This is a genomic window from Streptomyces sp. NPDC104106 (assembly GCF_055584345.1).
Genome location: NZ_JBVJMF010000009.1, coordinates 177,688 through 198,786, shown reverse-complemented (window position 1 = coordinate 198,786; position 21,099 = coordinate 177,688). Strand labels below are relative to the sequence as shown.

General features: G+C 72.0%; 19 protein-coding genes and 2 tRNA genes. 12 read left to right on the top strand and 9 right to left on the bottom strand.

Translation table 11 applies throughout. The features are described 5' to 3' along the window. Nucleotides 1-80 precede the first annotated feature (80 nt). Nucleotides 81-1,031: a D-2-hydroxyacid dehydrogenase gene (locus tag ACZ60X_RS22580; protein ID WP_469601201.1), complete on the top strand. Its 951-nt coding sequence runs from the start codon at nt 81-83 to the stop codon at nt 1,029-1,031. Nucleotides 1,032-1,071: 40 nt separating this feature from the next. Beyond that, entirely contained in the window at nt 1,072-2,484 is a 1,413-nt protein-coding gene (locus tag ACZ60X_RS22575; protein ID WP_469601197.1) for an amidase, read from the top strand. Here the strand turns inward: ACZ60X_RS22575 and ACZ60X_RS22570 are convergent. Beyond that, nucleotides 2,471-2,965, bottom strand: a complete 495-nt coding sequence (locus ACZ60X_RS22570; protein ID WP_469601194.1) for a DUF3830 family protein — start codon at nt 2,963-2,965, stop codon at nt 2,471-2,473. The two genes, ACZ60X_RS22575 and ACZ60X_RS22570, sit on opposite strands and share 14 nt — an antisense overlap. Before the next feature lie 46 nt (nt 2,966-3,011). Between ACZ60X_RS22570 and ehuB the strand changes: the two genes are divergently transcribed. The 6 genes from ehuB to ACZ60X_RS22540 all read left to right on the top strand — a co-directional run bounded on the left by ehuB (nt 3,012) and on the right by ACZ60X_RS22540 (nt 7,242). Beyond that, nucleotides 3,012-3,938, top strand: coding sequence for an ectoine/hydroxyectoine ABC transporter substrate-binding protein EhuB (ehuB, locus tag ACZ60X_RS22565; RefSeq protein ID WP_469601191.1), 927 nt, complete (start codon nt 3,012-3,014; stop codon nt 3,936-3,938). Beyond that, nucleotides 3,935-4,654 (top strand): ectoine/hydroxyectoine ABC transporter permease subunit EhuC, encoded by a 720-nt coding sequence (gene ehuC / locus ACZ60X_RS22560; protein ID WP_469601186.1) that lies wholly within the window; start codon nt 3,935-3,937, stop codon nt 4,652-4,654. The genes ehuB and ehuC overlap by 4 nt, the downstream gene beginning before the upstream one ends. Then, complete coding sequence (gene ehuD / locus ACZ60X_RS22555; protein ID WP_469601183.1) at nt 4,651-5,301, top strand: ectoine/hydroxyectoine ABC transporter permease subunit EhuD; 651 nt, start codon at nt 4,651-4,653, stop codon at nt 5,299-5,301. The genes ehuC and ehuD overlap by 4 nt, the downstream gene beginning before the upstream one ends. Nucleotides 5,302-5,356: 55 nt before the next feature. After that, nucleotides 5,357-6,106 carry an ectoine/hydroxyectoine ABC transporter ATP-binding protein EhuA gene (gene ehuA, locus ACZ60X_RS22550; RefSeq protein WP_469601588.1) on the top strand — a complete coding sequence of 250 codons (750 nt, stop codon included), beginning with the start codon at nt 5,357-5,359 and terminating at the stop codon, nt 6,104-6,106. Nucleotides 6,107-6,323: 217 nt separating this feature from the next. Further along, complete coding sequence (locus ACZ60X_RS22545; RefSeq protein WP_469601181.1) at nt 6,324-7,082, top strand: IclR family transcriptional regulator; 759 nt, start codon at nt 6,324-6,326, stop codon at nt 7,080-7,082. Between the two features lie 86 nt (nt 7,083-7,168). Beyond that, nucleotides 7,169-7,242 (top strand) — tRNA-Lys (locus ACZ60X_RS22540). Nucleotides 7,243-7,298: 56 nt separating this feature from the next. Here the strand turns inward: ACZ60X_RS22540 and ACZ60X_RS22535 are convergent. The 4 genes from ACZ60X_RS22535 to ACZ60X_RS22520 form a co-directional block, all read right to left on the bottom strand. After that, nucleotides 7,299-8,936 carry an AMP-binding protein gene (locus ACZ60X_RS22535; RefSeq protein WP_469601179.1) on the bottom strand — a complete coding sequence of 546 codons (1,638 nt, stop codon included), beginning with the start codon at nt 8,934-8,936 and terminating at the stop codon, nt 7,299-7,301. 101 nt (nt 8,937-9,037) lie between these two features. Continuing rightward, the gene (locus ACZ60X_RS22530) at nt 9,038-9,643 is read right to left on the bottom strand and encodes a lytic polysaccharide monooxygenase auxiliary activity family 9 protein (RefSeq protein ID WP_469601175.1); all 606 of its coding nucleotides are present in this window, start codon (nt 9,641-9,643) and stop codon (nt 9,038-9,040) included. A 75-nt stretch (nt 9,644-9,718) separates the two neighbouring features. Continuing rightward, entirely contained in the window at nt 9,719-10,927 is a 1,209-nt protein-coding gene (locus ACZ60X_RS22525; RefSeq protein ID WP_469601172.1) for an SPFH domain-containing protein, read from the bottom strand. Nucleotides 10,928-11,004: 77 nt separating this feature from the next. Further along, nucleotides 11,005-12,357: a peptidoglycan-binding protein gene (locus ACZ60X_RS22520; RefSeq protein ID WP_469601169.1), complete on the bottom strand. Its 1,353-nt coding sequence runs from the start codon at nt 12,355-12,357 to the stop codon at nt 11,005-11,007. 186 nt (nt 12,358-12,543) lie between these two features. Between ACZ60X_RS22520 and ACZ60X_RS22515 the strand changes: the two genes are divergently transcribed. From ACZ60X_RS22515 to glxA, 4 genes are all read left to right on the top strand, one after another. Beyond that, a tRNA-Lys gene (locus ACZ60X_RS22515) sits at nt 12,544-12,617 on the top strand. 67 nt (nt 12,618-12,684) lie between these two features. Next, nucleotides 12,685-13,434, top strand: a complete 750-nt coding sequence (locus tag ACZ60X_RS22510) for a FadR/GntR family transcriptional regulator (protein ID WP_469601165.1) — start codon at nt 12,685-12,687, stop codon at nt 13,432-13,434. Nucleotides 13,435-13,570: 136 nt separating this feature from the next. Beyond that, the gene (locus ACZ60X_RS22505; protein WP_469601162.1) at nt 13,571-15,481 is read left to right on the top strand and encodes a glycosyltransferase family 2 protein; all 1,911 of its coding nucleotides are present in this window, start codon (nt 13,571-13,573) and stop codon (nt 15,479-15,481) included. After that, a complete protein-coding gene (gene glxA, locus ACZ60X_RS22500; RefSeq protein WP_469601159.1) occupies nt 15,478-17,412 on the top strand; it encodes a radical copper oxidase GlxA in 1,935 nt (644 codons plus the stop codon). Before ACZ60X_RS22505 ends, glxA begins: the two co-directional genes overlap by 4 nt. 1 nt (nt 17,413) lies before the next feature. On the opposite strand, the gene ACZ60X_RS22495 is transcribed toward glxA, so the two are convergent. The 4 genes from ACZ60X_RS22495 to ACZ60X_RS22480 all read right to left on the bottom strand — a co-directional run bounded on the left by ACZ60X_RS22495 (nt 17,414) and on the right by ACZ60X_RS22480 (nt 21,054). After that, nucleotides 17,414-18,448, bottom strand: coding sequence for a glycoside hydrolase family 6 protein (locus ACZ60X_RS22495; protein ID WP_469601157.1), 1,035 nt, complete (start codon nt 18,446-18,448; stop codon nt 17,414-17,416). Nucleotides 18,449-18,558: 110 nt separating this feature from the next. Then, nucleotides 18,559-19,224 carry a class F sortase gene (locus tag ACZ60X_RS22490; protein ID WP_469601153.1) on the bottom strand — a complete coding sequence of 222 codons (666 nt, stop codon included), beginning with the start codon at nt 19,222-19,224 and terminating at the stop codon, nt 18,559-18,561. Between the two features lie 9 nt (nt 19,225-19,233). Next, nucleotides 19,234-20,169, bottom strand: coding sequence for a hypothetical protein (locus ACZ60X_RS22485; protein WP_469601150.1), 936 nt, complete (start codon nt 20,167-20,169; stop codon nt 19,234-19,236). Nucleotides 20,170-20,274: 105 nt separating this feature from the next. Further along, nucleotides 20,275-21,054, bottom strand: coding sequence for an HAD-IIA family hydrolase (locus tag ACZ60X_RS22480; protein ID WP_469601148.1), 780 nt, complete (start codon nt 21,052-21,054; stop codon nt 20,275-20,277). Nucleotides 21,055-21,099 lie beyond the last annotated feature (45 nt).

Here is a 21,099-nt window from a genome sequence, read left to right as displayed (position 1 = left end):
GTTGACGAAGGTAGGTTCGGGTGCGAGCGTGGTCAATCCGCGCATAATCCGCGCATGTCAGACGCCCGGAGCCGCCCCGTATGACGACGCTTCCCACGCTCCTCGTCCTGGACGCCGAGCCGCTGCCCCGCCTCGGCCGCCTCACCGGCCGCGCCCGTGTCGTGCACACCGACGCCTCCGGTCTGGCCGAACGACTGCCCCGGGCCGACGTGCTGCTGGTCTGGGACTTCACCTCGCACGCGGTCCGCGAGGCCTGGCCGGGCGACGGGCCCCGGCCCGCCTGGGTGCACACGGCGAGCGCGGGCGTGGACCATCTGCTGTGCCCGGAGCTGGCGGCCTCGGACACGGTGGTCACGAACGCGCGCGGCGTCTTCGACCAGCCGATCGCCGAGTACGTGGCGGCCCTGGTCCTTGCGGTCGCGAAGGACCTTCCGCGCACCCTGGAGTACCAGCGGGAGCGGACCTGGCGGCACCGGGAGGGCCGGCGGGTGGCGGGCACGCGCGCGTGCGTGGTCGGCTCGGGCCCGATCGGCCGGGCGATCGTACGGATCCTGAAGGCCCTCGGCGTGACCACGGCCCTGGTCGGGCGGACCCCCCGGACCGGCATCCACGGCCCGGCCGACCTGGACCGGCTGGTCTCGCGCGCGGACTGGGTGATCGCGGCGGCGCCGCTGACCGAGCAGACGCGCCACATGTTCGACGCCCACCGCTTCGGCGTGATGCAGCCGTCGGCGTTCTTCGTGAACGTCGGGCGCGGTCAGCTGGTCGACGAGGACGCCCTGGCCCAGGCACTGACCCGGCGCTGGATCGCGGGCGCGGCCCTCGACGTCTTCACGGCCGAGCCCCTCCCCGAGGACAGCCCGCTGTGGGGTCTGCCCGGTCTGATCGTCTCCCCGCACATGAGCGGCGACACGGTCGGCTGGCGCGACGAACTGGGAACCCAGTTCCTGGAGTTGTACGAGAGGTGGGCAGCGGGCAGATCACTGGTGAACGTGGTCGACAAGAAGCGCGGCTACGTCCCCGGTCACTGACCTCGGGGCCCAGGGGCCGCGGGGACCTTTTGGAGGGTGCATGCAGCTCACCGACCTGACCGCCGTCCAGCTCCTCGACGGATACCGCAAGGGCGAGTTCTCCCCCGTGGAGGCGGCCGAGCAGGCGCTGGAGCGGGCCCGGCGGATCCAGCCGGAGGTGAACGCCTTCGTCCGCCTCACCGAGGAGGATGCGCTGGAGCGGGCCCGGCAGTCGGAGGGGCGCTGGCGCCGCGGTGAGCCGGCGGGGCTGCTCGACGGGGTGCCGGTGACGGTGAAGGACATCCTCCTGCTGCGCGGGCTGCCGACGCTGCGGGGCTCGAAGACGATCTCCGAGCAGGGCGGTTGGGCCGAGGACGCGCCGCCGGTGGCCCGGCTGCGCGAGCACGGCGCGGTGTTCCTCGGCAAGACCACCACCCCCGAGTTCGGCTGGAAGGGCGTCACGGACTCCCCGCTGTCGGGGATCACCCGCAACCCGCACGACGCGTCCCGGACCGCCGGCGGCTCCAGCGGCGGCAGCGCGGCGGCCGTCGCGCTCGGCGCGGGCCCGCTGTCGCTGGGCACGGACGGCGGCGGCAGCATCCGGATCCCGGCCGCGTTCTGCGGGATCTTCGGCCTGAAGCCGACGTACGGCAGGGTGCCCATCTACCCGGCGAGCGCGTTCGGCACGCTGTCGCACAGCGGCCCGATGACCCGGGACGCGGCCGACGCGGCCCTGCTGCTCGATGTCATCGGGGCGCCCGACGCCCGCGACTGGTCGGCCCTGCCGGCCGCGCCGGGCTCCTTCACGGAAGGCCTGAAGGGCGGTGTCCGCGGGCTGCGGGTGGCGTACTCGCCCTCCCTGGGCGGCCAGGTGGCGGTCCAGCCGGCGGTGGCGGCGGCGGTGCGCCGGACCGTGGCCCGACTCGCCGACCTCGGCGCGTACGTCGAGGAGACCGACCCCGACTTCAGCGACCCGGTGGAGGCGTTCCACACCCTGTGGTTCAGCGGCGCGGCCCGGCTCACCGAGCGCTTCTCGCCCCGCAAGCGGCTGCTGATGGACCCCGGGCTGCGGGAGATCTGTGCCCGGGGCGCCCGCTACAGCGCGCTGGACTACCTGGCCGCGGTGGACGTCCGCATGGACCTCGGGCGGCGCATGGGACGCTTCCACGAGACGTACGACCTGCTGGTGACGCCGACGCTGCCGGTCACGGCCTTCGAGGCGGGGCCGGAGGTGCCGACCGGCTCCGCCCACCGCCGCTGGACGGGCTGGACCCCGTTCACGTACCCCTTCAACCTCACCCAGCAGCCCGCGGCCACCGTTCCCGTCGGCGCGGACGGCGACGGGCTGCCGGTGGGCATGCAACTCGTCGCCGCCCGGCACCGTGACGACCTGGTCCTGCGGGCGGCGCACGCGCTGTACGAGGCGGGGGCGGTCTTCGCCCCGCAGGCCCCCGGAGCCCTCACTCCCTCCTGAAGCTCAGCCGCTCCCCCTCCGCTCCCTTCCGCCACAGGTCGTTGCACGCCTCGGCCATCGCCTCCAGCCCCTCGACCACCTGGCCCCAGACGATCCCCGGCACCCAGCCCACGTCCCCGTTGAGGAGGAGGTTGTTGCGCTCGTAGAACAGGGCCAGGTCGACGACGGTGCCGCCGGGGCGGACCTCGCGGTCGTAGCCGTAGGCCTTCGTGCCCAGTTCGGCGCCCGCGAAGGAGAAGTAGCAGAGGTCGCCGGGAATCGGGGTGACGGTCGGGTTCTCCAGCGGGGGTTCCGTGGAGGCGAACGGCGGGAAGAGGGCGTAGATCTCGTTGCGCGCGTACTTGGCGTGGTAGACGTCGCCCGACAGGGGCAGGGCCTGCCAGACGGCCTCGCAGGTCACCGGCGCGCGGTCGGTCAGGAGGCGGGCCGTGCAGCGCACGCCCCGCTTGTCGAGTGAAACCGTGACGAATCGATCGGCCATGAAACCAGGGTGCATACCCCGGGTGCGCTTGGGTAGCCGCGCCGCCATGGCTCCACCACTTGGGAACGACGCACACACATTCCGGTCGGAACACAGACACAGCCGGCGGTCCGTGCTCGGCGCCCTCGGCGGGTTCGCAGCCCTCGGGGCGCTGGGGGCCGCCGGGTGCACGCGGGTGGCCGCCGCGTCCGGCAGACCGGGCGGTGACCTGCTTCAGCGGCTGCGGGCGCAGGGGGTCGTGCGGCTCGGCATCGCGGGGGAGATCCCGTTCGGGTACATCGACAGGGACGGCCATCTCACCGGTGAGGCACCCGAGTTGGCGAAGGCCGTCTTCAAGCGGCTCGGGGTGGACAGGGTGCAGCCGGTGCCGACGGAGTTCGGCTCGCTGATACCGGGGCTCAACTCCCAGCAGTTCGACGTCGTCGCCGCCGGGATGTACGTCAACCCCGAGCGGTGCCAGCAGGTGATCTTCGCCGATCCGGACTACCAGATGCTGGACTCCTTCATCGTGCGCAAGGGCAATCCCAAAGGGCTGCACGACTACAAGGACGTCGTCGCGAAGAAGGCGAAGTTCGCGACCGGCACCGGGTACGCCGAGATCCAGTACGCGGTCGAGGCCGGGTACAAGCAGGACGACATCCTCATCGTCCCGGACCAGGTGGCCGGGCTGAACGCGGTCGAGGCGGGCCGGGTCGACGTCTTCGCCGGCACGGCGCTGACCACCCGCGAGGTGGCGCGGAAGTCGGGCAAGGCGGAGGCCACCGCGCCGTTCGCGCCGCTCGTCAAGGGCAAGCCGCACGTCGACGGCGGCGCCTTCGCGTTCCGGCCGACCGAGACGGCCCTGCGGGACGCCTTCAACGTGGAGCTGCGCAGGCTGAAGAGGAGCGGGGAGCTGTTCCGGATCCTCAGACCCTTCGGTTTCACCAGGGCCGAGATGACCGACCTCACCGCGAAGGAGCTGTGCGGCGGATGACGGCGGGACTGTGGGAACTCGTACTGGAGGGTGTCTGGACCACCGTCCAGCTGCTGGTGTTCAGCACGCTGCTGGCCACCGCCGTGTCGTTCGCCGTCGGCGTCGCGCGGACGCACCGGCTGTGGATCGTGCGCTTCGTCGCCGGTTTCTACACCGAGGTGTTCCGCGGCACCTCGGCGCTGGTGATGATCTTCTGGGTGTTCTTCGTGCTGCCCATCGCCTTCGGCTGGCAGCTGGTGCCCATGTGGGCGGGCACCCTCGCGCTCGGGATGACGTACGGCGCGTACGGCTCGGAGATCGTGCGCGGGGCGCTGAACGCGGTGGACCCGGCGCAGAAGGAGGGCGGGATCGCGCTCAGCTTCACGCCGTGGCAGCGGCTGCGGCTGATCGTGCTGCCGCAGGCCGTGCCGGAGATGATCCCGTCCTTCTGCAACCTGCTGGTCGAGCTGCTCAAGGGCACCGCGCTGGTGTCCGTCATGGGCATGGGCGACCTGACGTTCAGCGCCAACCTGGTGCGGCTCGCGCTGCAGCGGAGCGCGGAGATCTACACGTACGTCCTGCTCATCTACTTCGCGATCGCGTTCGTGCTCACCCGGCTGATGCGCGCGCTGGAGAAGAGGCTGAAGGCCGGGATCGGCAAGGATCCCGGGACGGAGTCGGCGGCGCGTGAGCTGAAGCGGGCGCGGACGACCTCGGTGGGGAGTGGTGTCGCGTGAAGTGGGACTGGACCGCCGTCCACGACTTCCTGCCGGAGTTCTGGCACGGCCTGCTGGTCACGCTCCAGATCCTGGTGCTGGGCTCGCTGCTGTCGTTCTCGCTCGGCCTGGTGTGGACGCTGCTGATGCGCACGCCGACCCGGTGGGTGCGCTGGCCGGTCGGGGTGCTGACGGAGTTCGTGCGCAACACGCCGCTGCTGGTGCAGCTGTTCTTCCTGTTCTACGTGCTGCCCGAGTGGGGCCTGACGTTCTCGGCGCTGGCCACCGGTGTGTTCGCGATCGGCCTGCACTACTCGACGTACACGATGCAGGTCTACCGGGCGGGGATCGAGGCGGTGCCGGCCGGACAGTGGGAGGCCGCGACGGCGCTGAACCTGCCCCGGCGGCGGACCTGGACGGCGGTGATCCTGCCGCAGGCGATCCGCCGTGTGATCCCCGCGCTCGGCAACTACGTGATCTCCATGCTGAAGGACACCCCGATGCTGATGGTGATCACCGTGCTGGAGATGCTCGGCCGGGCCCGGCTCTTCTCCCAGCAGCACTTCCAGTTCACCGAGCCCCTCACCGTGATCGGTGTGGCCTTCATCCTCATCTCCTTCCCGGCCTCCCTGCTGCTGCGAGCTCTGGAGCGACGCCTTGTCCGTTGAACCCGTCGAACCCCGTACGCCCGAGTCCCCCACGTCCCCCGCGAAGTCCTCCGTCATCGACGGCGTGCCGGGCGAGCTGGTCCGGCTGGAGAAGGTGACCAAGCGCTTCGGCTCGAACACCGTCCTCGACCAGCTGGACTTCACCGTGCGGCCCGGAAGGCACGTGACCCTGATCGGGCCGTCCGGCTCCGGCAAGACCACGATCCTCCGGCTGCTGATGACGCTCACCAAACCGGACGAGGGCACCATCACCGTGGACGGCGAGTCGCTGTTCCCGGCGCCGGAGAAGCAGGTCCGCGAGGTCCGCAAGAAGATCGGGATGGTGTTCCAGCACTTCAACCTGTTCCCGAACATGTCGGTGCTGCGGAACATCACCGAGGCGCCCGTGCAGGTCCTCGGCATGTCCAAGGACGAGGCCGAGGCGCGGGCCCGGGAGCTGCTGGAGCTGGTGGGGCTCTCCGACAAGTGCGACGCGAAGCCGACGCGGCTGTCCGGCGGGCAGCAGCAGCGGGTGGCGATCGCCCGCGCGCTGGCGATGCGGCCGCGCGTGCTGCTGCTCGACGAGGTGACCTCCGCGCTGGACCCGGAGCTGGTCGCGGGCGTCCTGGACCTGCTCCGGGACATCGCCCGCAGCACCGACATCACGATGCTCTGCGTGACCCACGAGATGGGTTTCGCCCGGGACATCTCCGACCAGGTCCTGATGTTCGACGGCGGCCGGGTGATCGAGTCGGGCCCGCCGGAGAAGATCTTCAGCGATCCGGAGCAGGATCGCACCCGGGAGTTCCTGGGCGCGGTGCTGTGACCCGTCCGGCCGGGGCCTGTGCAACGGCCCCTTCGCCACCCACTCCCCTGACCATTCCACTGGCATATGCCAGACAGATGGCAGCCAGCTCGGAGCGGGCGGCGAACGCCACAATCTCGCCAACGCCCTCTCCCCAACGGCCCATTGCCCGATATCGTGGTAGCGATCCGCCGACCGGATCTCGCGGCCAGAGACAGGCAAGCCAGGGGGGAACACCGTGGCCCTGATGCACGAGCCGACCGCCCCGTACCACTCCGCCCAGGACGCGCTGCGCGTGCTGGAGACCGTGGCGCGCCACTCCAGCGGGGTCACCGACACCGAGCTGGCCCGCCGCACCGGGCTCGGCGCCGAGCGGCTCGTCGCGCTGCTGCGCATGCTGCGCCGCGAGGGCTACGTCGAGCAGATCGGCGAGGGGGCGTACGTCACGGGCGACACCCTGCGCCGGCTCACCTCGGCGCACGACCGCGAGCGGGCCCTGCGCAAGAAGCTCCAGCACACCCTGGACCGGCTGCGCGACTCGGTCGGCGCGGCGGTGTACATCAGCCGGTACGTCGACGGCGAGGTCAAGGTCACCCAGTACGCCGCCGGACCGGCCACCCCGGCGGTGAACGAGTGGGTGGACTTCCGCTACTCGGCGCACGCCACCGCCGTCGGCAAGAGCCTGCTGACCCAGCTCGACCACAACGCCCGCCGCGACCACCTCTCCCGGCACAAGATGGCCCGCCTCACCTCGCGCACCATCACCAGCGACAAGCTGCTGCTCTCCCGGTTGGAGTCCCAGCCGCCGACGGTGCCGGTGCTCGACCTCCAGGAGTACGCGATCGGCACGGTCTGCGCGGCCGTCCCGATCACCGCGGGCGCCTCGGTGGGCTGCCTGGCCGTGTCGCTCCCGGTGGAGCACGCGCACCGGCTGAAGCAGGCGGCGGAAGCCCTCAACCGCAACGCGGCACCGGTCCTCCTCTCGCTGACCCTCTAGGTGGTCACGAGCACCCCTCAGGACCAGGTAGTATTTTCTTCGTCGCCAGCCGCGGGAAACAAGATCCGGCGGAGGGCGGGAGTCATGCGCCGCTAGCTCAGTTGGTTAGAGCAGCTGACTCTTAATCAGCGGGTCCGGGGTTCGAGTCCCTGGCGGCGCACGATGACGATGGCGAGCCACGTCCGCAAAAAGCGCGGACCTGGCTCGCCATCTCTGTTATTGCGCGGCTCCGCCGCGCGTTGCGGGGGCTTCGCCACCCACGCCCCCCTCGGCCTCACCCGAACCCAGTCTCCTGTAACTGGCCTCCCCCGGCGGCCGCCACCACACCGGGTCGCCGCACCGGTAGCCCTCCTTCCTGAGCAGCGCGCGGTGGATCTTGCTCGTCGCCGTCACCGGCATCCGCTCGACGACCCGCACGAAGCGGGGTGCCATCTTCGTGCCCAGGTCGGGCTGGGCCGCCAGGAAGTCCGTGAAGTCCGCCGGGTCGAAGGCGCCGGCGATCGTCGCCATCACCTGGTCGCCGGTCACCGGGTCCGGTACCGCGTACACGGCGACGGCCGCCGCACCCGGGTACCGGGCGACGATGTTCTCGATCATCGCGGCGGCCAGGTTCTCCCCGTCGACCCGGATGCGGTCGTCGCCGCGGCCCGCGAAGTACAGGTAGCCGGCCGCGTCCCGGTAGAAGAGGTCGCCGGTCCAGTACGCCCCGTCCCTGCGCCGCTCGGCCTCCGCGGCCGGGTTGCGCCAGTAGCCCTCGAAGGGGTTGGGGGCGCGGTTGACCAGCTCCCCGATCGCCCGCTCCCCGTTGAGCAGGCGCCCGGCGCCGTCGAAGACGGCCGGCGGGCACTCGTGTCCGGTGGCCGGATCCAGCACCACCAGTCCGGGCTTCGCCGGGCCCACGGCACCCGCCGGGGTGCCCGGCGCCCACTGGATCGCCGCCCCTCCCTCGGAGGAGCCGTAGCCCTCCACCAGCCGCACCCCGAAGCGCCGCTCGAAGGCCGCCGCGTCCACCGCGCCCGCCTCGGTCCCGAAGCCGAGCCGCAGGGGGTTGTCCCGGTCGCCGGGCTTCTCCTCGGTGGCGAGGACGTACTGGATGGCCCGGCCGACGTAGGTGAAGTAGGTCGCGCGGTAGCGGCGTACGTCGGCCAGGAAACCGGACGCCGAGAAGCGGCGCCGCAGGGCGACGCCCGCGCCCGCCGCCAGCGCGGGCGCCCAGTCGGCGATCACCGCGTTGCCGTGGAACAGCGGCATGCAGACGTAGTGCACGTCGTCGGAGCGCACCCCGAACTGCCGCACCAGCGCCTGCCCGGCCGCCGCCAGCCGCCCCTGGGAGCAGATCGCGGCCTTGGGGGCGCCGGTCGAGCCGGAGGTGAAGTACAGCAGGAGGCGGTCGGCGGGGGTGGCACGGGACGGGTCGGGTACGGCGCCGGCGTAGGGGGCGAGGAGGGCCGCGTACTCCTCCTCGTCCGTCACGAGGACGCGCACCCCGGGCAGCTCCAGCCCGGCCAGCAGCGGCAGGTGGGCCCGCTCGGTGATCAGCAGCGGGCACTCGGTGTGCAGGATGTCGCGGGCCAGCTCCGGACCCCGCCGGGTGGGGTTGATCCCTGCGACGGCCGCGCCGGCGAGGGCGGCGGCGCCGAGCCAGAGCGGGAACTCCTCGGTGTTGTCGAGGAGCACCCCGACGTGGCGTACGGCGCCCGGTGGCAGCAGCTCGGCGAGCAGGGCCGCCCGCGCCGCGGCACCCGACGCCGCCTCGGCGTGCGTGAGCACCCGCTCCTCGCACCACAGCCCCGGCCGCCGGTCCTCCGACCGCGCCGCGATCAGCCCGGCGACCGTGCGTGTCATGGACTCCATGACCGCGCAGGTTAGTTGACGTTCCGTCAGATGTGGACAGCTACGGCAGGCATGGGGAGGGGGCCCTTCCCACGCCTGCCGCGCCGTTGTTCGGCGGACGCTCAGAACGTGACGTCCGAGCAGGCGTAGAACGCGTTGCCCGTGTCGGCGATCGTCCACACCGCGACGATGACGTGGTGCCCGCTCAGACCGGACGGCAGGGTGCCGCTGTGGCTGAGGGTGGCCGGCGGGCGCCGGCCGTCGTACGGCACCGTCAGGAACGGGGTGAGGGTGAGGTCCGAACGGGACAGGGGGTGGCCCTGGTCCCAGCCCTGCCTGGTGACGTAGTACCGGAAGTCGGTCGTGGCGTGCATGGCGGTGAACTGCCAGCGGAACGTGTACGTCTGGCCGCCCGTCACCCGGGTGGTGGGCCAGGGCGCGCCGGACGGCGTGGTCGGCGAGCTGATCTGGGCGAACCGGTCGACGCCGCCGTTGCATATCCGGCCGTCGGCGGGCCCCGCGGCCGGGAATCCCTTGGGGCCCTCGACGCTCTGCGGCTCGTACTGGATGTCACCGCAGCCCGTCACCGTGCCGTTGGCGCAGAGCTTCTGCCTGCTGACGGGCAGATCGGTGTAGCCGTGCCCGCTGGCGCCGCCGGTGGAGAGCACGAACGCTCCGGCGGTCACCACCCCGAGCACGACCGCGGACAACTTGGTCTTCGTGCGCATACTGCCGCTCCTGGAGAACGTGGGGAGTTCGGTGAGCTGTGCAGGCCGTGCATTAGGTCTAGACCAAGTGTCAGGTTATTGCCGCCTGTTGAGCATGTCCATACCAATCGCGGAGGAGCGGGTCCACGACGGCTCCGCGCGCCCCGCGCAGAAGGCCACCGTGAGGTCCCGCACCAGCGCCTTGCGCTCGTAGTCGTCCCGTCCGACCAGGCCGCGGGTGGTCAGCCGGGTCACCGTGTCCTCCACCGAGTCCACCACCGAACCGACCAGGCCGGCCCGCTGGCGGGCGTCCAGCAGGGCCATCCGGCGCCGGTGCATCGCGGCGGCGACCTCGGGGGCGTACTCCACCCGGACCGGCTGCACCGAGAACACCTCCACGCCGACCGGCGCGCTCTCCGCCGCGACCAGCCGGGTCAGCGCGTCCCCGGCCGCCGCCGGGCCGCCGCGCGCCCCGCCCGCCGGCTCCAGCGGCACCCGGGCCAGCGCCGCCTCCACGCACTCGCGCACATACGTCTCGTGGTCCTCGATGCCGAGCACCGCCCGCGCGGTGTCCCGCACCCGCCACACCACGAGGACGACCACCCTGAGCGCCATGCCGTCCGGGTCCGCCGCCGGCATCGCCCCGCTGCGCCAGTGCCGCAGCCGTACGTCCACCCGGCGGCGCAGCAGCAGCGGGTTCACCCACAGCAGCCCGGTGCGCCGGACGGTTCCCCGGTAGCGGCCGAACAGGCCGAGCACCCAGGCCCGGCCGGCCTGTCCGCGGGCCAGCCCGCCGAAGCCGAGCACGCCGAGCGCCCCGGCCCCGGCGTACGCCGCCCACTGCGCCGGCCCGAGACCCGCGCCGGCGGACGCGGTCAGCCCGAGCGCCCGCACCGCGAACGACGGGAGCAGCCCCGCCCACCACGAGGTCGCCACGCACCCGGCGACCCCGCACGCGCCGGCCAGCACCCCGGCCGCGCCCGGCAGCACCCGCGCGGGGCGCTCGGCCAGCTCCGGATCCGCCTCCGGCAGCGGCCGGCCGCGCACCGCCACCGGTGCCGATGCCGGTGTCGGGCGCCGGATGCGCGGCTGTTCGCCGGTGCCCTGCCGGCGCCCCGCCACGGCGGGCTTGAGCGGCACCTTCGCCGGCGTCTTTGGGCCGGGGTCGTCCCGGAAGAGCAGATGGACGGGGATCTCGGTGGTCGACTCGTTCTGGATGAGCCGGACGGGCCGCCCGGCCAGGCCCACGGCGGTCTCCGGGCGCCCGTCGGATTCGGGCGGTGTGTGCGATGTGGTGGTTCTCATGCGTGCCTCCAGCCTCCGCGCCAGATGCGTCATGAACAGGCATGAACAGGAAGGGGGGTGGGATCGGACGGGCTGGGTCAGAGTCCGGCCGTCCGCTCCGGGTCGGTGTCCGCGAAGAGCCGGCGCCAGGTCTCCGGGCCCGGAAAGCCGTCCGCCGCGCCGCCCCGCCAGCCCTGGTCGCGCTGGAAGGCCTGCACGCCACGGCGGTCGGCCTCGCCCCAGGCCGGACCGGGACCGGTCGGGTAGAACCTGCCGTACCCCCTCTCCACCAGCCGGCGGCCCAGCAGGGTGACGTGGTCGTTGTCCGCGCCCGGCAGGAAGAAGGCGCGGCCGGGATAGCCGGGCACCCCGTGCGAGGCGGGGGCCTTGTGGGAGGCGCGAGTCCTGTGGGAGGCGGGAGCCGCGGTGGCCGGGGCGATGTCCCTGCCCCGGCCGGTGACGAGCAGTTCCCAGGTACGCGGGCCGGGCAGCCCGTCGGCGGCGGCGCCGGTCCAGCCCTGGGCCAGCTGGAACGCCCGGGTGGCCCTCCGGTCGCCCTCGCTCCAGACCGGGCCGGGGCCGTGGGGGTAGTAGGCGCGGGCGCCGCGGGCCACCAGCATCCGGCCCAGCAGGGTGACGTACCGGTTGTCGGCGCCGGGGCCGAAGGCGGCGGCGCCCGGGTAGCGGACCCCCACCCCCTTGCCGTCGGCCGGCTGCGCGCCCGCCGTCGTGGGCGTCAGGCCCTTGTAGCGGTAGGGGACGTACTTGGTGGTGTTGCTCCAGTACGGGTAGGGCGTGGTCTGGCTGCGGGTGTTCGGGGGTGTCTGCTCGTAGACGGTGTAGTGGGTGTGCGTGGAGTCGGTCCAGCCGCCGAAGATCACCACGTGGGAGCCTCGCTCGGGGTTGTCGGGGTTGTGGTAGAGCAGGATGTCGCCGGGCTCCAGCTCCTCCTTGGTGATCTTCACGCCGTACTGGCCGAGGCTGCCGGTCCACTCGTTGCTCCCGAGACTCCAGGCCATGGAGACATAGCCGGAGCAGTCCTGCCGGTAACCGTCGGACCAGTAGTCGTTCATGCTGTACGGCACCTTCGCCGCCAGCCAGACCTTGGCCCGCTTGATGATCTCGGCCCGGGTGGTGGCGGTGACGGTGCCGGGCTTGACCGGGCGGCCGCCCCGGCCGTGCAGCGGGGACCTGGCGCCCTGGGGGGTGTCGGACTCGCCGTCGCCGGGGACGTGGGGACGCTGGACGGCGGGCCGGCCGGAGGTGGCGGCGGCCGGGGCGGCCGCGCCGAGGACGGCGGACACGGCGGCGACCACCGCGAGTCCGCAGGCGGCCGAGCGGCCGACCAAGCGACCGGGCAGCGCACGGGGACCCACCCGGCGCGCCCGGACGCAACCCTGGCAGTCGCAGTCGCTCCCGGGGTCGAATTCCTCGAACACCGGAGCGACCATGAGAGCTGCCTCACATTCAGGGGAAATTTGTCCGCGAGTGTGCACGTTCGTCAGTTTCCCAACTGTCCGGCAGACCGCCACTTTGACGGTCCGAATGATGTACGCGCCCCCCTCGCACCCCCTCCGGCCACCCGGGGGTGGTCATGAGCACCCCCGAAGGTCAGGTAGAGTTGTCCCTGTCAGCAGGCGCCGCTAGCTCAGTTGGTTAGAGCAGCTGACTCTTAATCAGCGGGTCCGGGGTTCGAGTCCCTGGCGGCGCACTCGACAGGAAAGGCCCCTCGCGCGAGCGGGGGGCCTTCTCCATGTCCGGCCGGATACCCTCTCGACATGGCGGCCCGGGACCTTCAGGAGCGGATCAAGAAGCTGATCGTGGACCGGCGGCTGCCCTCGGGGGCGCCGCTGCCGACCGAGCCGGAGCTGATGGAGCACCTCGGGGCGAGCCGGAACTCGGTGCGCGAGGCACTGAAGGCGCTCCAGGCGATGGGGATCGTGGAGATCCGGCACGGGTTCGGGACGTACGTCGGCTCGATGTCGTTCGCGCCGCTGATCGAGGGCCTGGCCTTCCGCACCGTCGCCGGGCACCACCGGGGCGAGGGCTCCCTGCTGCAGTTGCTGGAGCTGCGCGAGGCCGTGGAGACCGGGCTGGTGTCGCGGCTGGCCGGGCGACTGCCCGAGGCGGACCTCGTCGACCTGGACGCGCTCGTCGGCCGCATGGAACGGGAGGCCGCGCAGGGGGCGGGCCTCGCCGAGACCGACCGCGCCTTTCACGCCACCCTCTACCGCGGGCTGGACAACGTCCTGCTCAGCGAGGTGCTGGAGGCCTTCTGGGACGCCTTCCACCGGGTGCAGCGGGATCTGGTGGACGTGCCGCAGGACCCCCGGGTCACCTGCCGCCAGCACCGGGAGATCCTGGACGCGGTCCGCTCCGGGGACTCGCCGCGGGCGGAGAAGGCCATAAGGGATCACTTCGGCCACATCCGTGCCCGCCTCGCCGGCACCGGCGCACCCCGGCTCGCCGAGAGCACCGGCGCACCCCATTCCCTCAAGCCCCCCATGCGCCCCAATGGACGGGTTTGACCGGTAAACACCAGGTTTCGCTTCTTGCGATCATGCGGAGCGGCGTACAACCCTGGTTGTCCAAGCTGACGCCGATTGGCGGCAGTTGGGGGGAAATAACAGACACGCGGTGATCCGCGTGTGGGGGGAATGACTCATGACGTCGACGCCGACGGGCGCCGGGCACCACCATGACCGGTCACAGTACGCGCACGATCGATCACAAACCCTGCAACTGAGAGCACTCGGGCATCGAAGCGACCGCCGAACCGCCGGGACGAACCCGCCGAGATACGACTACGAGCACTACAGCCGTCTCGCGGGCCCGCTCACCCAGCCCGACCCGGCCAGGCCGTACCGGGTGCGGTACCGGTCGCTGCTGTCGCAGGAACCGCACCGCATACGCGCGGCGCTCGTGCTGGGCGCCGCCCCGGTCCTCTCCCTGGTCCTGCTGTTCTGGCTGCTGCGCCCACAGCACTGGACCCATCGCGACCACCCCGCCCACGCCTTCCTGCCGGCCCTCGACACCGTCATGCTCGTCTCGATCGGCCTGATCGAGTTCTTCCGCTGCATGAACGTGCTGTCCAACGCGCACGCCACCCTCGTCGCCCGCGACCCGGTCCCGGTCGTCCCGCGGAGCGGCACCCGCGTCGCCTTCGTCACCACCTTCGTGCCCGGCAAGGAGCCGCTGGAGATGGTGACCAAGACCCTCCAGGCGGCCGTGCGGCTGCGCCACCGGGGCCTGCTGCACGTGTGGCTGCTGGACGAGGGCGACGACCCGGCCGTCAGGGAGGTCTGCGCCCGGCTCGGCGTGCACCACTTCACCCGCAAGGGCGTCGAGCGGTGGAACCGGCCCAGCGGCCCGCACCGCGCGAAGACCAAGCACGGCAACTACAACGCCTGGCTGGAGGCGCACGGCGACGCCTACGACTACTTCGCCTCCGTCGACACCGACCATGTGCCGCTGCCCAACTACCTGGAGCGGATGCTGGGTTACTTCCGCGACCCGGACGTCGGCTTCGTCATCGGCCCGCAGGTCTACGGCAACTACGACACGTTCGTCACCAAGGCCGCCGAGTCGCAGCAGTTCCTCTTCCACGCCCTGATCCAGCGCGCCGGCAACCGCTACGGCGCCCCGATGTTCGTGGGCACCTCCAACGCCGTACGGATCAGCGCCATCCGGCAGATCGGCGGGCTGTACGACTCGATCACCGAGGACATGGCGACCGGCTTCGAGATGCACCGGGCCAGGAACCCGCTGACGGGCCGGAAGTGGAAGTCCGTCTACACCCCGGACGTGCTCGCCGTCGGCGAGGGACCGGCCGCCTGGACGGACTTCTTCACCCAGCAGCTGCGCTGGTCCCGGGGGACGTACGAGACGATCCTCAAGCAGTACTGGCGGGGCCTGTTCACCCTGGGGCCGGGCAGGCTCTTCAACTACACGATGATGATCGTCTTCTACCCGATGTCCGCCCTCAACTGGATCCTCGCGGCGCTGAGCTGCGCGCTCTTCCTGGGCCTCGGCGCCTCGGGCGTGGACATCGACCCGACCGTGTGGCTGATGCTGTACGGCAACGCCTCCGCGCTCCAGATCGGGCTGTACGTCTGGAACCGGCGGCACAACGTCTCCCCGCACGAGCCGGAGGGCTCGGGCGGGGTGGCGGGCATGGTGATGTCCGCGCTGTCCGCGCCGATCTACGCCCGCTCGCTGCTGGACGCGGTGCTGCGCCGCAGGAGCCGGTTCGTCGTGACGCCGAAGGGCGAGTCGGCCAGCCCCGACACGCTGTTCGGGACCTTCCGCGTCCACTGGTTCTTCGTCCTGGCCTTCGGCGGCTCGCTCGGCGCCGGCTTCGCGCTCGGCCACTCCCACCCGGCGATGATCGTCTGGGCCGCCCTCGCGCTGCTGATCACCGCTTCGCCGATCGCCGTCTGGCGCTACACGCTGCGCCATGAGAAACGGCAGTCCGCCGCGGCCCCCGTGCCGCAGCAGCGCCCCGCCTGGGCGGTGCGGGACGACAAGGAGACCGTGCGGATCGCCCTCGGCGGACTGGGCGGAGGCAAGGAATGACGGAGCAGTCCGGCCGCCGGCGCGCCCGCAGGCTCGCGATCGGTACGGCGGTGGTCCTCGCGCTGGCCGGGATGAACGGTCCGTGGGTGTACCGCTTCGGCACCGCCCGGTACCACCAGTACGAGATCAACAGGGCGGAGTACAAGGCCGCGAACGGCCACTGGGACATCATCGAGTTCCCGAAGGAGTACCGGCAGGACACGATCCACGCGACACTCCTGCGCACCGGGAAGCTCCTGATGATCGCGGGATCGGGCAACAACCAGGACAACTTCGACGCCAAGAGGTTCGACACCCGGATCTACGACCCGGTCAAGGGCACCATTAAGAAGGTGCCCACCCCGGCCGACCTGTTCTGCACCGGCCACACCCAGCTCGGCGACGGCGACATCCTGATCGCCGGCGGCACCAAGCGGTACGAGAAGCTCAAGGGCGACGTCAAGAAGGCCGGCGGCGTCATGATCCTCTACAACGAGAACCCGGACAAGCCGATGACGCTGCCCGCCGGCACCAGGTTCACCGGCAAGCGCAACGGCAGGACGTTCGTCTCCCAGGACCCGGTCCTGCTCCCGCGCGCGACGAAGGTCTTCGACAGGCGCGGGAAGTGGCTGCGGAACAACCCCGGTTACGGCCGGGTCTACGTCGAGGCGCCGCGCGAGGGCACCCGGTACGAGACCGGCACCCAGGACAACTACACGATCCAGGGCCTGACCGGGGCCGACGCGCGCAACACCTACGGCATCGCGCAGAAACTCGCCCTCGACAAGAAGGACTTCGAGGGGATCAAGGACGCCTACGAGTTCGACCCGGTCGCCGAGCGGTACGTCAAGGTCGACCCGATGAACGAGGCCCGCTGGTACCCGACCCTCACGACCCTGTCGGACGGCAGGATCCTCAGCGTCTCCGGGCTGGACGACATCGGTCAGCTGGTGCCGGGCAAGAACGAGATCTTCGACCCGAAGACCAGGAAGTGGACGTACACCAGGACCGTCCGGCAGTTCCCGACCTATCCGGCGCTGTTCCTGATGCAGAACGGGAAGATCTTCTACTCGGGCTCGAACGCCGGGTACGGGCCGGACGACGTCGGCCGCGACCCCGGTGTCTGGGACGTCGACACCAACCGGTTCACCAGGCTGCCGGGACTGAGCGATCCGAACATGATGGAGACCTCCGGGACCGTGCTGCTCCCTCCGGCGCAGGACGAGAGGTTCATGGTGATCGGGGGCGGTGGCGTCGGCGAGTCGAAGCTGTCCAGCAGGAAGACCCGGCTGATCGACCTGAAGGCGAAGAAGCCGCGCTTCGCGGACGGGCCCGCGCTGGAGAAGGGCACCCGGTACCCGCAGTCCTCGATCCTGCCCGACGACACGGTCCTGGTCTCGGGCGGCTCGGAGGACTACCGGGGGCGCAGCGACTCCGACATCCTGCAGGCACGGCTGTACCACCCCGACAGCAACAGCTTCACGCGGGTCGCGGATCCGCTGGTGGGGCGGAACTACCACTCCGGGTCGATCCTGCTGCCGGACGGGCGGGTGATGTTCTTCGGGTCCGACTCCCTGTACGGGGACAAGGCGAACACCGAGCCGGGGAAGTTCGAGCAGCGGATCGAGGTCTACACGCCGCCGTATCTGTACCGGGACTCCCGGCCCGATCTGAGCGGGGGTCCGCAGACGATCGCGCGCGGCGCCTCGGGGACGTTCACCTCGAAGCACGCGGCCGGCATCAGGAAGGTGCGGTTGATCCGGCCGAGTGCCTCCACGCATGTGACGGACGTGGACCAGCGGTCGGTCGCCCTGGACTTCAGGACGTCCGGGGACAGGATCACGGTGACGGTCCCGGAGAACCGGAACCTGGTCCCGTCCGGGTGGTACATGCTGTTCGTGGACGACGACCAGGGGACGCCGTCGCAGGCGCAGTGGGTGCGGATTCCTTGAGTCACCTGCTGTTCCCGGCCAGGGCGAGTGCGTAACTCGCCCACCAGTCCCCGGCCTTCGGGCCCCCCTTGCACGTGCCGTCCGACTCCCCCGGGCGCTTGACCCACAGGTAGGCGTCCACGAGGGGGGCGGACGTCCTGGTGGTCGGGGGCTGTCCCAGGGCGCGGCCCGGCGGGTTGCACCAGCGCTGGTCCGGATCGCCGCCGGTGTAGGGGCCGTTGCCGTTCCTGCTGGTGTCGATGACGAAGTGCTTGCCGCCCACCTTCGCCGAGAGCTGTTCGCCGTAGGCGAGGGAGTCCTGGGTGGAGTAGAAGTTGGAGACGTTGACGGCGAAGCCGTCGGCCCGGTCGATGCCGGCCTGCCGGAGCGGCTGGTAGATCTGGTCGGGGTGGCCCCAGCCGGCGTTGCCCGCGTCGAGGTAGACCTTGGTGTTCTTCAGGGCGGTGAGCGTGGCGATCGCGCCCTTGAGGAGGTCGTAGCGCTCCTCGTGGAACCGGGCGGGCGTGCAGCCGTCCACCAGGTGCAGCACGGCGTCCGGTTCGAGGATCACGAGGGCGGGGCGGTCCTGGATGCCCCGGGCGACGCCGTCGATCCAGGCGCGGTAGGCGTCGCCGTCGGCGGCGCCGCCCTGCGAGTACTGGCCGCAGTCGCGGTGCGGGATGTTGTAGAGGACGAGCAGGGCCGTGCGGTCGGCGCGCTGGGCGGCCTCGGTGAAGCCGCGGGCCTCCTGCTCGGGGTTCTCCGGGCCGATCCACTCCCCGACCGGCTGCTCGGCGATCTTCCGGATCTGCCCGGCCTCGGCGGTCCGGCCGGCCTTGACGTAGGCGGCGAGCTGCCGGGCCGCGGTGCCGTCCGGGTTCACCCAGAACGGGTCGGCCGACCGGGGCTGTTGGGTGATCGGGGCGCCCGGGTCGGCGTTCTTGTCACCGCCCCCGCCCCCGCCTGTCGAGGAGCAGCCGGCGAGCAGCAGTGCCGCCCCCAGCACCGCCGCCGCGGACGCCCGCGCGGCCGACCGGGCCGCCCTGCTGTGGTCCATGCGATTCCCCCTGGTTCCCCCCTGGGCGCACCGGTCCGGGCGCCGTCCCATGCTGGCATATCGGGACGGTTCGCCACGAGGTCGCACAACGGGGCGTGCGGGATCAGTGCTCAGTGCGTGGTGGCCGTGAGGTAGGCGTCGACCACCACGTTGGCGGTGTAGCTGCGGGTGGCGCGGTCGAAGGTGCCGCCGCAGGTGATCAGGCGCAGTTCGGCGCGGCCGGCCCGGCGGGGGCCGTAGGCCTGGCGGGCGTCGAAGCCGGCGCGGGGCAGCACGCGGACGTCGTCGACGGTGAACTGGGCGACCGTGCCGTCCGAGCGCACCACCCGGACCGTCGCGCCGGGTGTGAGGGTGCTGAGCTTGTAGAAGACGGCGGGCCGGGTCTCGGTGTCGACGTGTCCGACCAGGAGGGCCGCCCCGCGGGCGCCGGGCCGGGTGCCCGCGGCGTACCAGCCGACCACTCCTGGCTGGTCGAAGGGCGGGGGGTCGATGGACCCGCGCGCGTCGAGGCCGCGCGCGACCACGGGTGCCTGCACGCCGAGCCGGGGGATGTCGAGGCGCTGGGGCAGCGCGTCGGTGAGCGGCGCGGCCGGGCGGGGCAGGGCGGCGGGGGCGGTGCCGGCGGCGAACGCGTCACCGGTGGCCGGACCCGTGCGGTCCGGGAGACCGGTCACCTCCCGCCCCCACAGCCACAGCCCGAACAGCAGCACCCCCCAGGTCAGTACGGTGACCAGCCGTCCGGTGCCGGTGGTGGCGCGGCCCTCGTCGTCGGTCATGCCCACCCGTCAGCGGGTGTCACGGCTGTCGTGGTTCTCGTCGCCGTCGTGGGGTTTGCGGCCGCGGTGGGCGCGGAGTCCGACGGCGAGCGCGGCGACCCCGGCGAGCCCGAGGCCGGTGAACGCCTGGGCGGTGCCGGGCCCGGACTCGTTCGTGGCGACGGTGGCGAAGTGCGTGCCGGGGGCGGCGCCGCCGCCGCCCGCGTGGACGGGGGCGACGGGAGAGGCGTCCGCGCCGGGCCACCGGCCCTGCTCGTCGGCCCGCCCGGTGCCGTGGTCGGTGCCGGAGTCGGTACCCCGGCCGGTACCGGTGCCGTGGTCGGTGCCGGTGCCGGTGCCGTGGTCGGTGCCGGAGTCGGTACCCCGGCCGGTACCGGTGCCATGGTCGGTGCCGGAGTCGGTACCCCGGCCGGTACCGGTGCCGTGGTCGGTGCCGGAGTCGGTACCCCGGCCGGTACCGGTGCCATGGTCGGTGCCGGAGTCGGTACCCCGGCCGGTCCCGGTCCCTTGGCCGGTCCCCTGGTCGGTTCCGTGATCCGTACCGCGGCCGCTCCCCTGGTCCGTGCCGTGGTCGGTGCCCCAGCCGGAGCCGTGGTCGGTGCCCTGGCCGGTGCCCCGGGCCGCCACGGTGATCCGCCCGCTGATGACGTAGTCGGCGCAGGTGACGCGTACGTCGTAGGCGCCTGGCGCGAGGGAGGAGCGGACGCGGGTCTCGCCGGAGAGGCTGCCCCGGCTGCCGGTCAGCCGGGCGTCGGAGACGAAGGCGCCCGAGACGGCCGTGCCCTGCGACCCGGAGCAGCCGTGGACGCGCAGGGACACGTCGGTGCCGGGGGCCGGGGAGTCGGGGGCAACGGAGACGGCGCCGCCGTCGGCCGCGTGGGCCGGTGTGCCGAGGGCGGCGACGGCCAGGATCCCGGTACAGAGAGTGAGGCGAAGTGAGCCCATCGTGAACCTCCAGATATCTGGAGGCTCCCCCGCCACAGGCGCCCCCGCATCCTCGGGGGGCGCCTGATTACTCCATCCGGGTGGCTCCGGGCTTGGGGCCGCAGGTCAGACCAGGTCGACCAGGTCCGCGATGGAGTCGACGACCTTCGAGGGGCGGAAGGGGTACTGGTCGACGGCGTCCGGCTGGGTGACCCCGCTGAGCACCAGGAACGTGCGCATTCCGGCCTCCAGGCCCGCGAGCACGTCGGTGTCCATGCGGTCGCCGATCATCGCGGAGGTCTCGGAGTGGGCGCCGATGGCGTTCAGGCCGGCCCGCATCATCAGCGGGTTGGGCTTGCCGACGAAGTACGGCTTCTTGCCGGTCGCGGCGGTGATCAGGGCGGCGACCGAGCCGGTGGCGGGCAGGTCGCCCTCGGTGGACGGGCCGACGTTGTCGGGGTTGGTGGCGATGAACCGGGCGCCGTTGTTGATCAGCCGCACGGCCTTGGTCAGGGCCTCGAAGGAGTAGGTGCGGGTCTCGCCGAGGAGTACGAAGTCGGGCTCGTGGTCGGTGAGGATGTAGCCGACGTCGTGCAGGGCCGTGGTCAGACCCGCCTCGCCGATGACGTAGGCGCTGCCGCCGGGGCGCTGGTCGTTCAGGAACTGGGCGGTGGCGAGGGCCGAGGTCCAGATGTTGTCCACCGGGACGTCCAGGCCCATGCGGCGCAGCCGGGCGTGCAGGTCGCGGGCGGTGTAGATGGAGTTGTTGGTGAGTACCAGGAAGGGCCGCCCGGACTCGCGCAGCTTCTTCAGGAAGGCGTCGGCGCCGGGTATCGGGACGCCCTCGTGGATCAGGACACCGTCCATGTCGGTCAGCCACGACTCGATCGGCTTGCGGTCTGCCATGTTGTGCGTCTCCTGGCGTACGTGCGGTCAAGAAGGCGGGCGGGA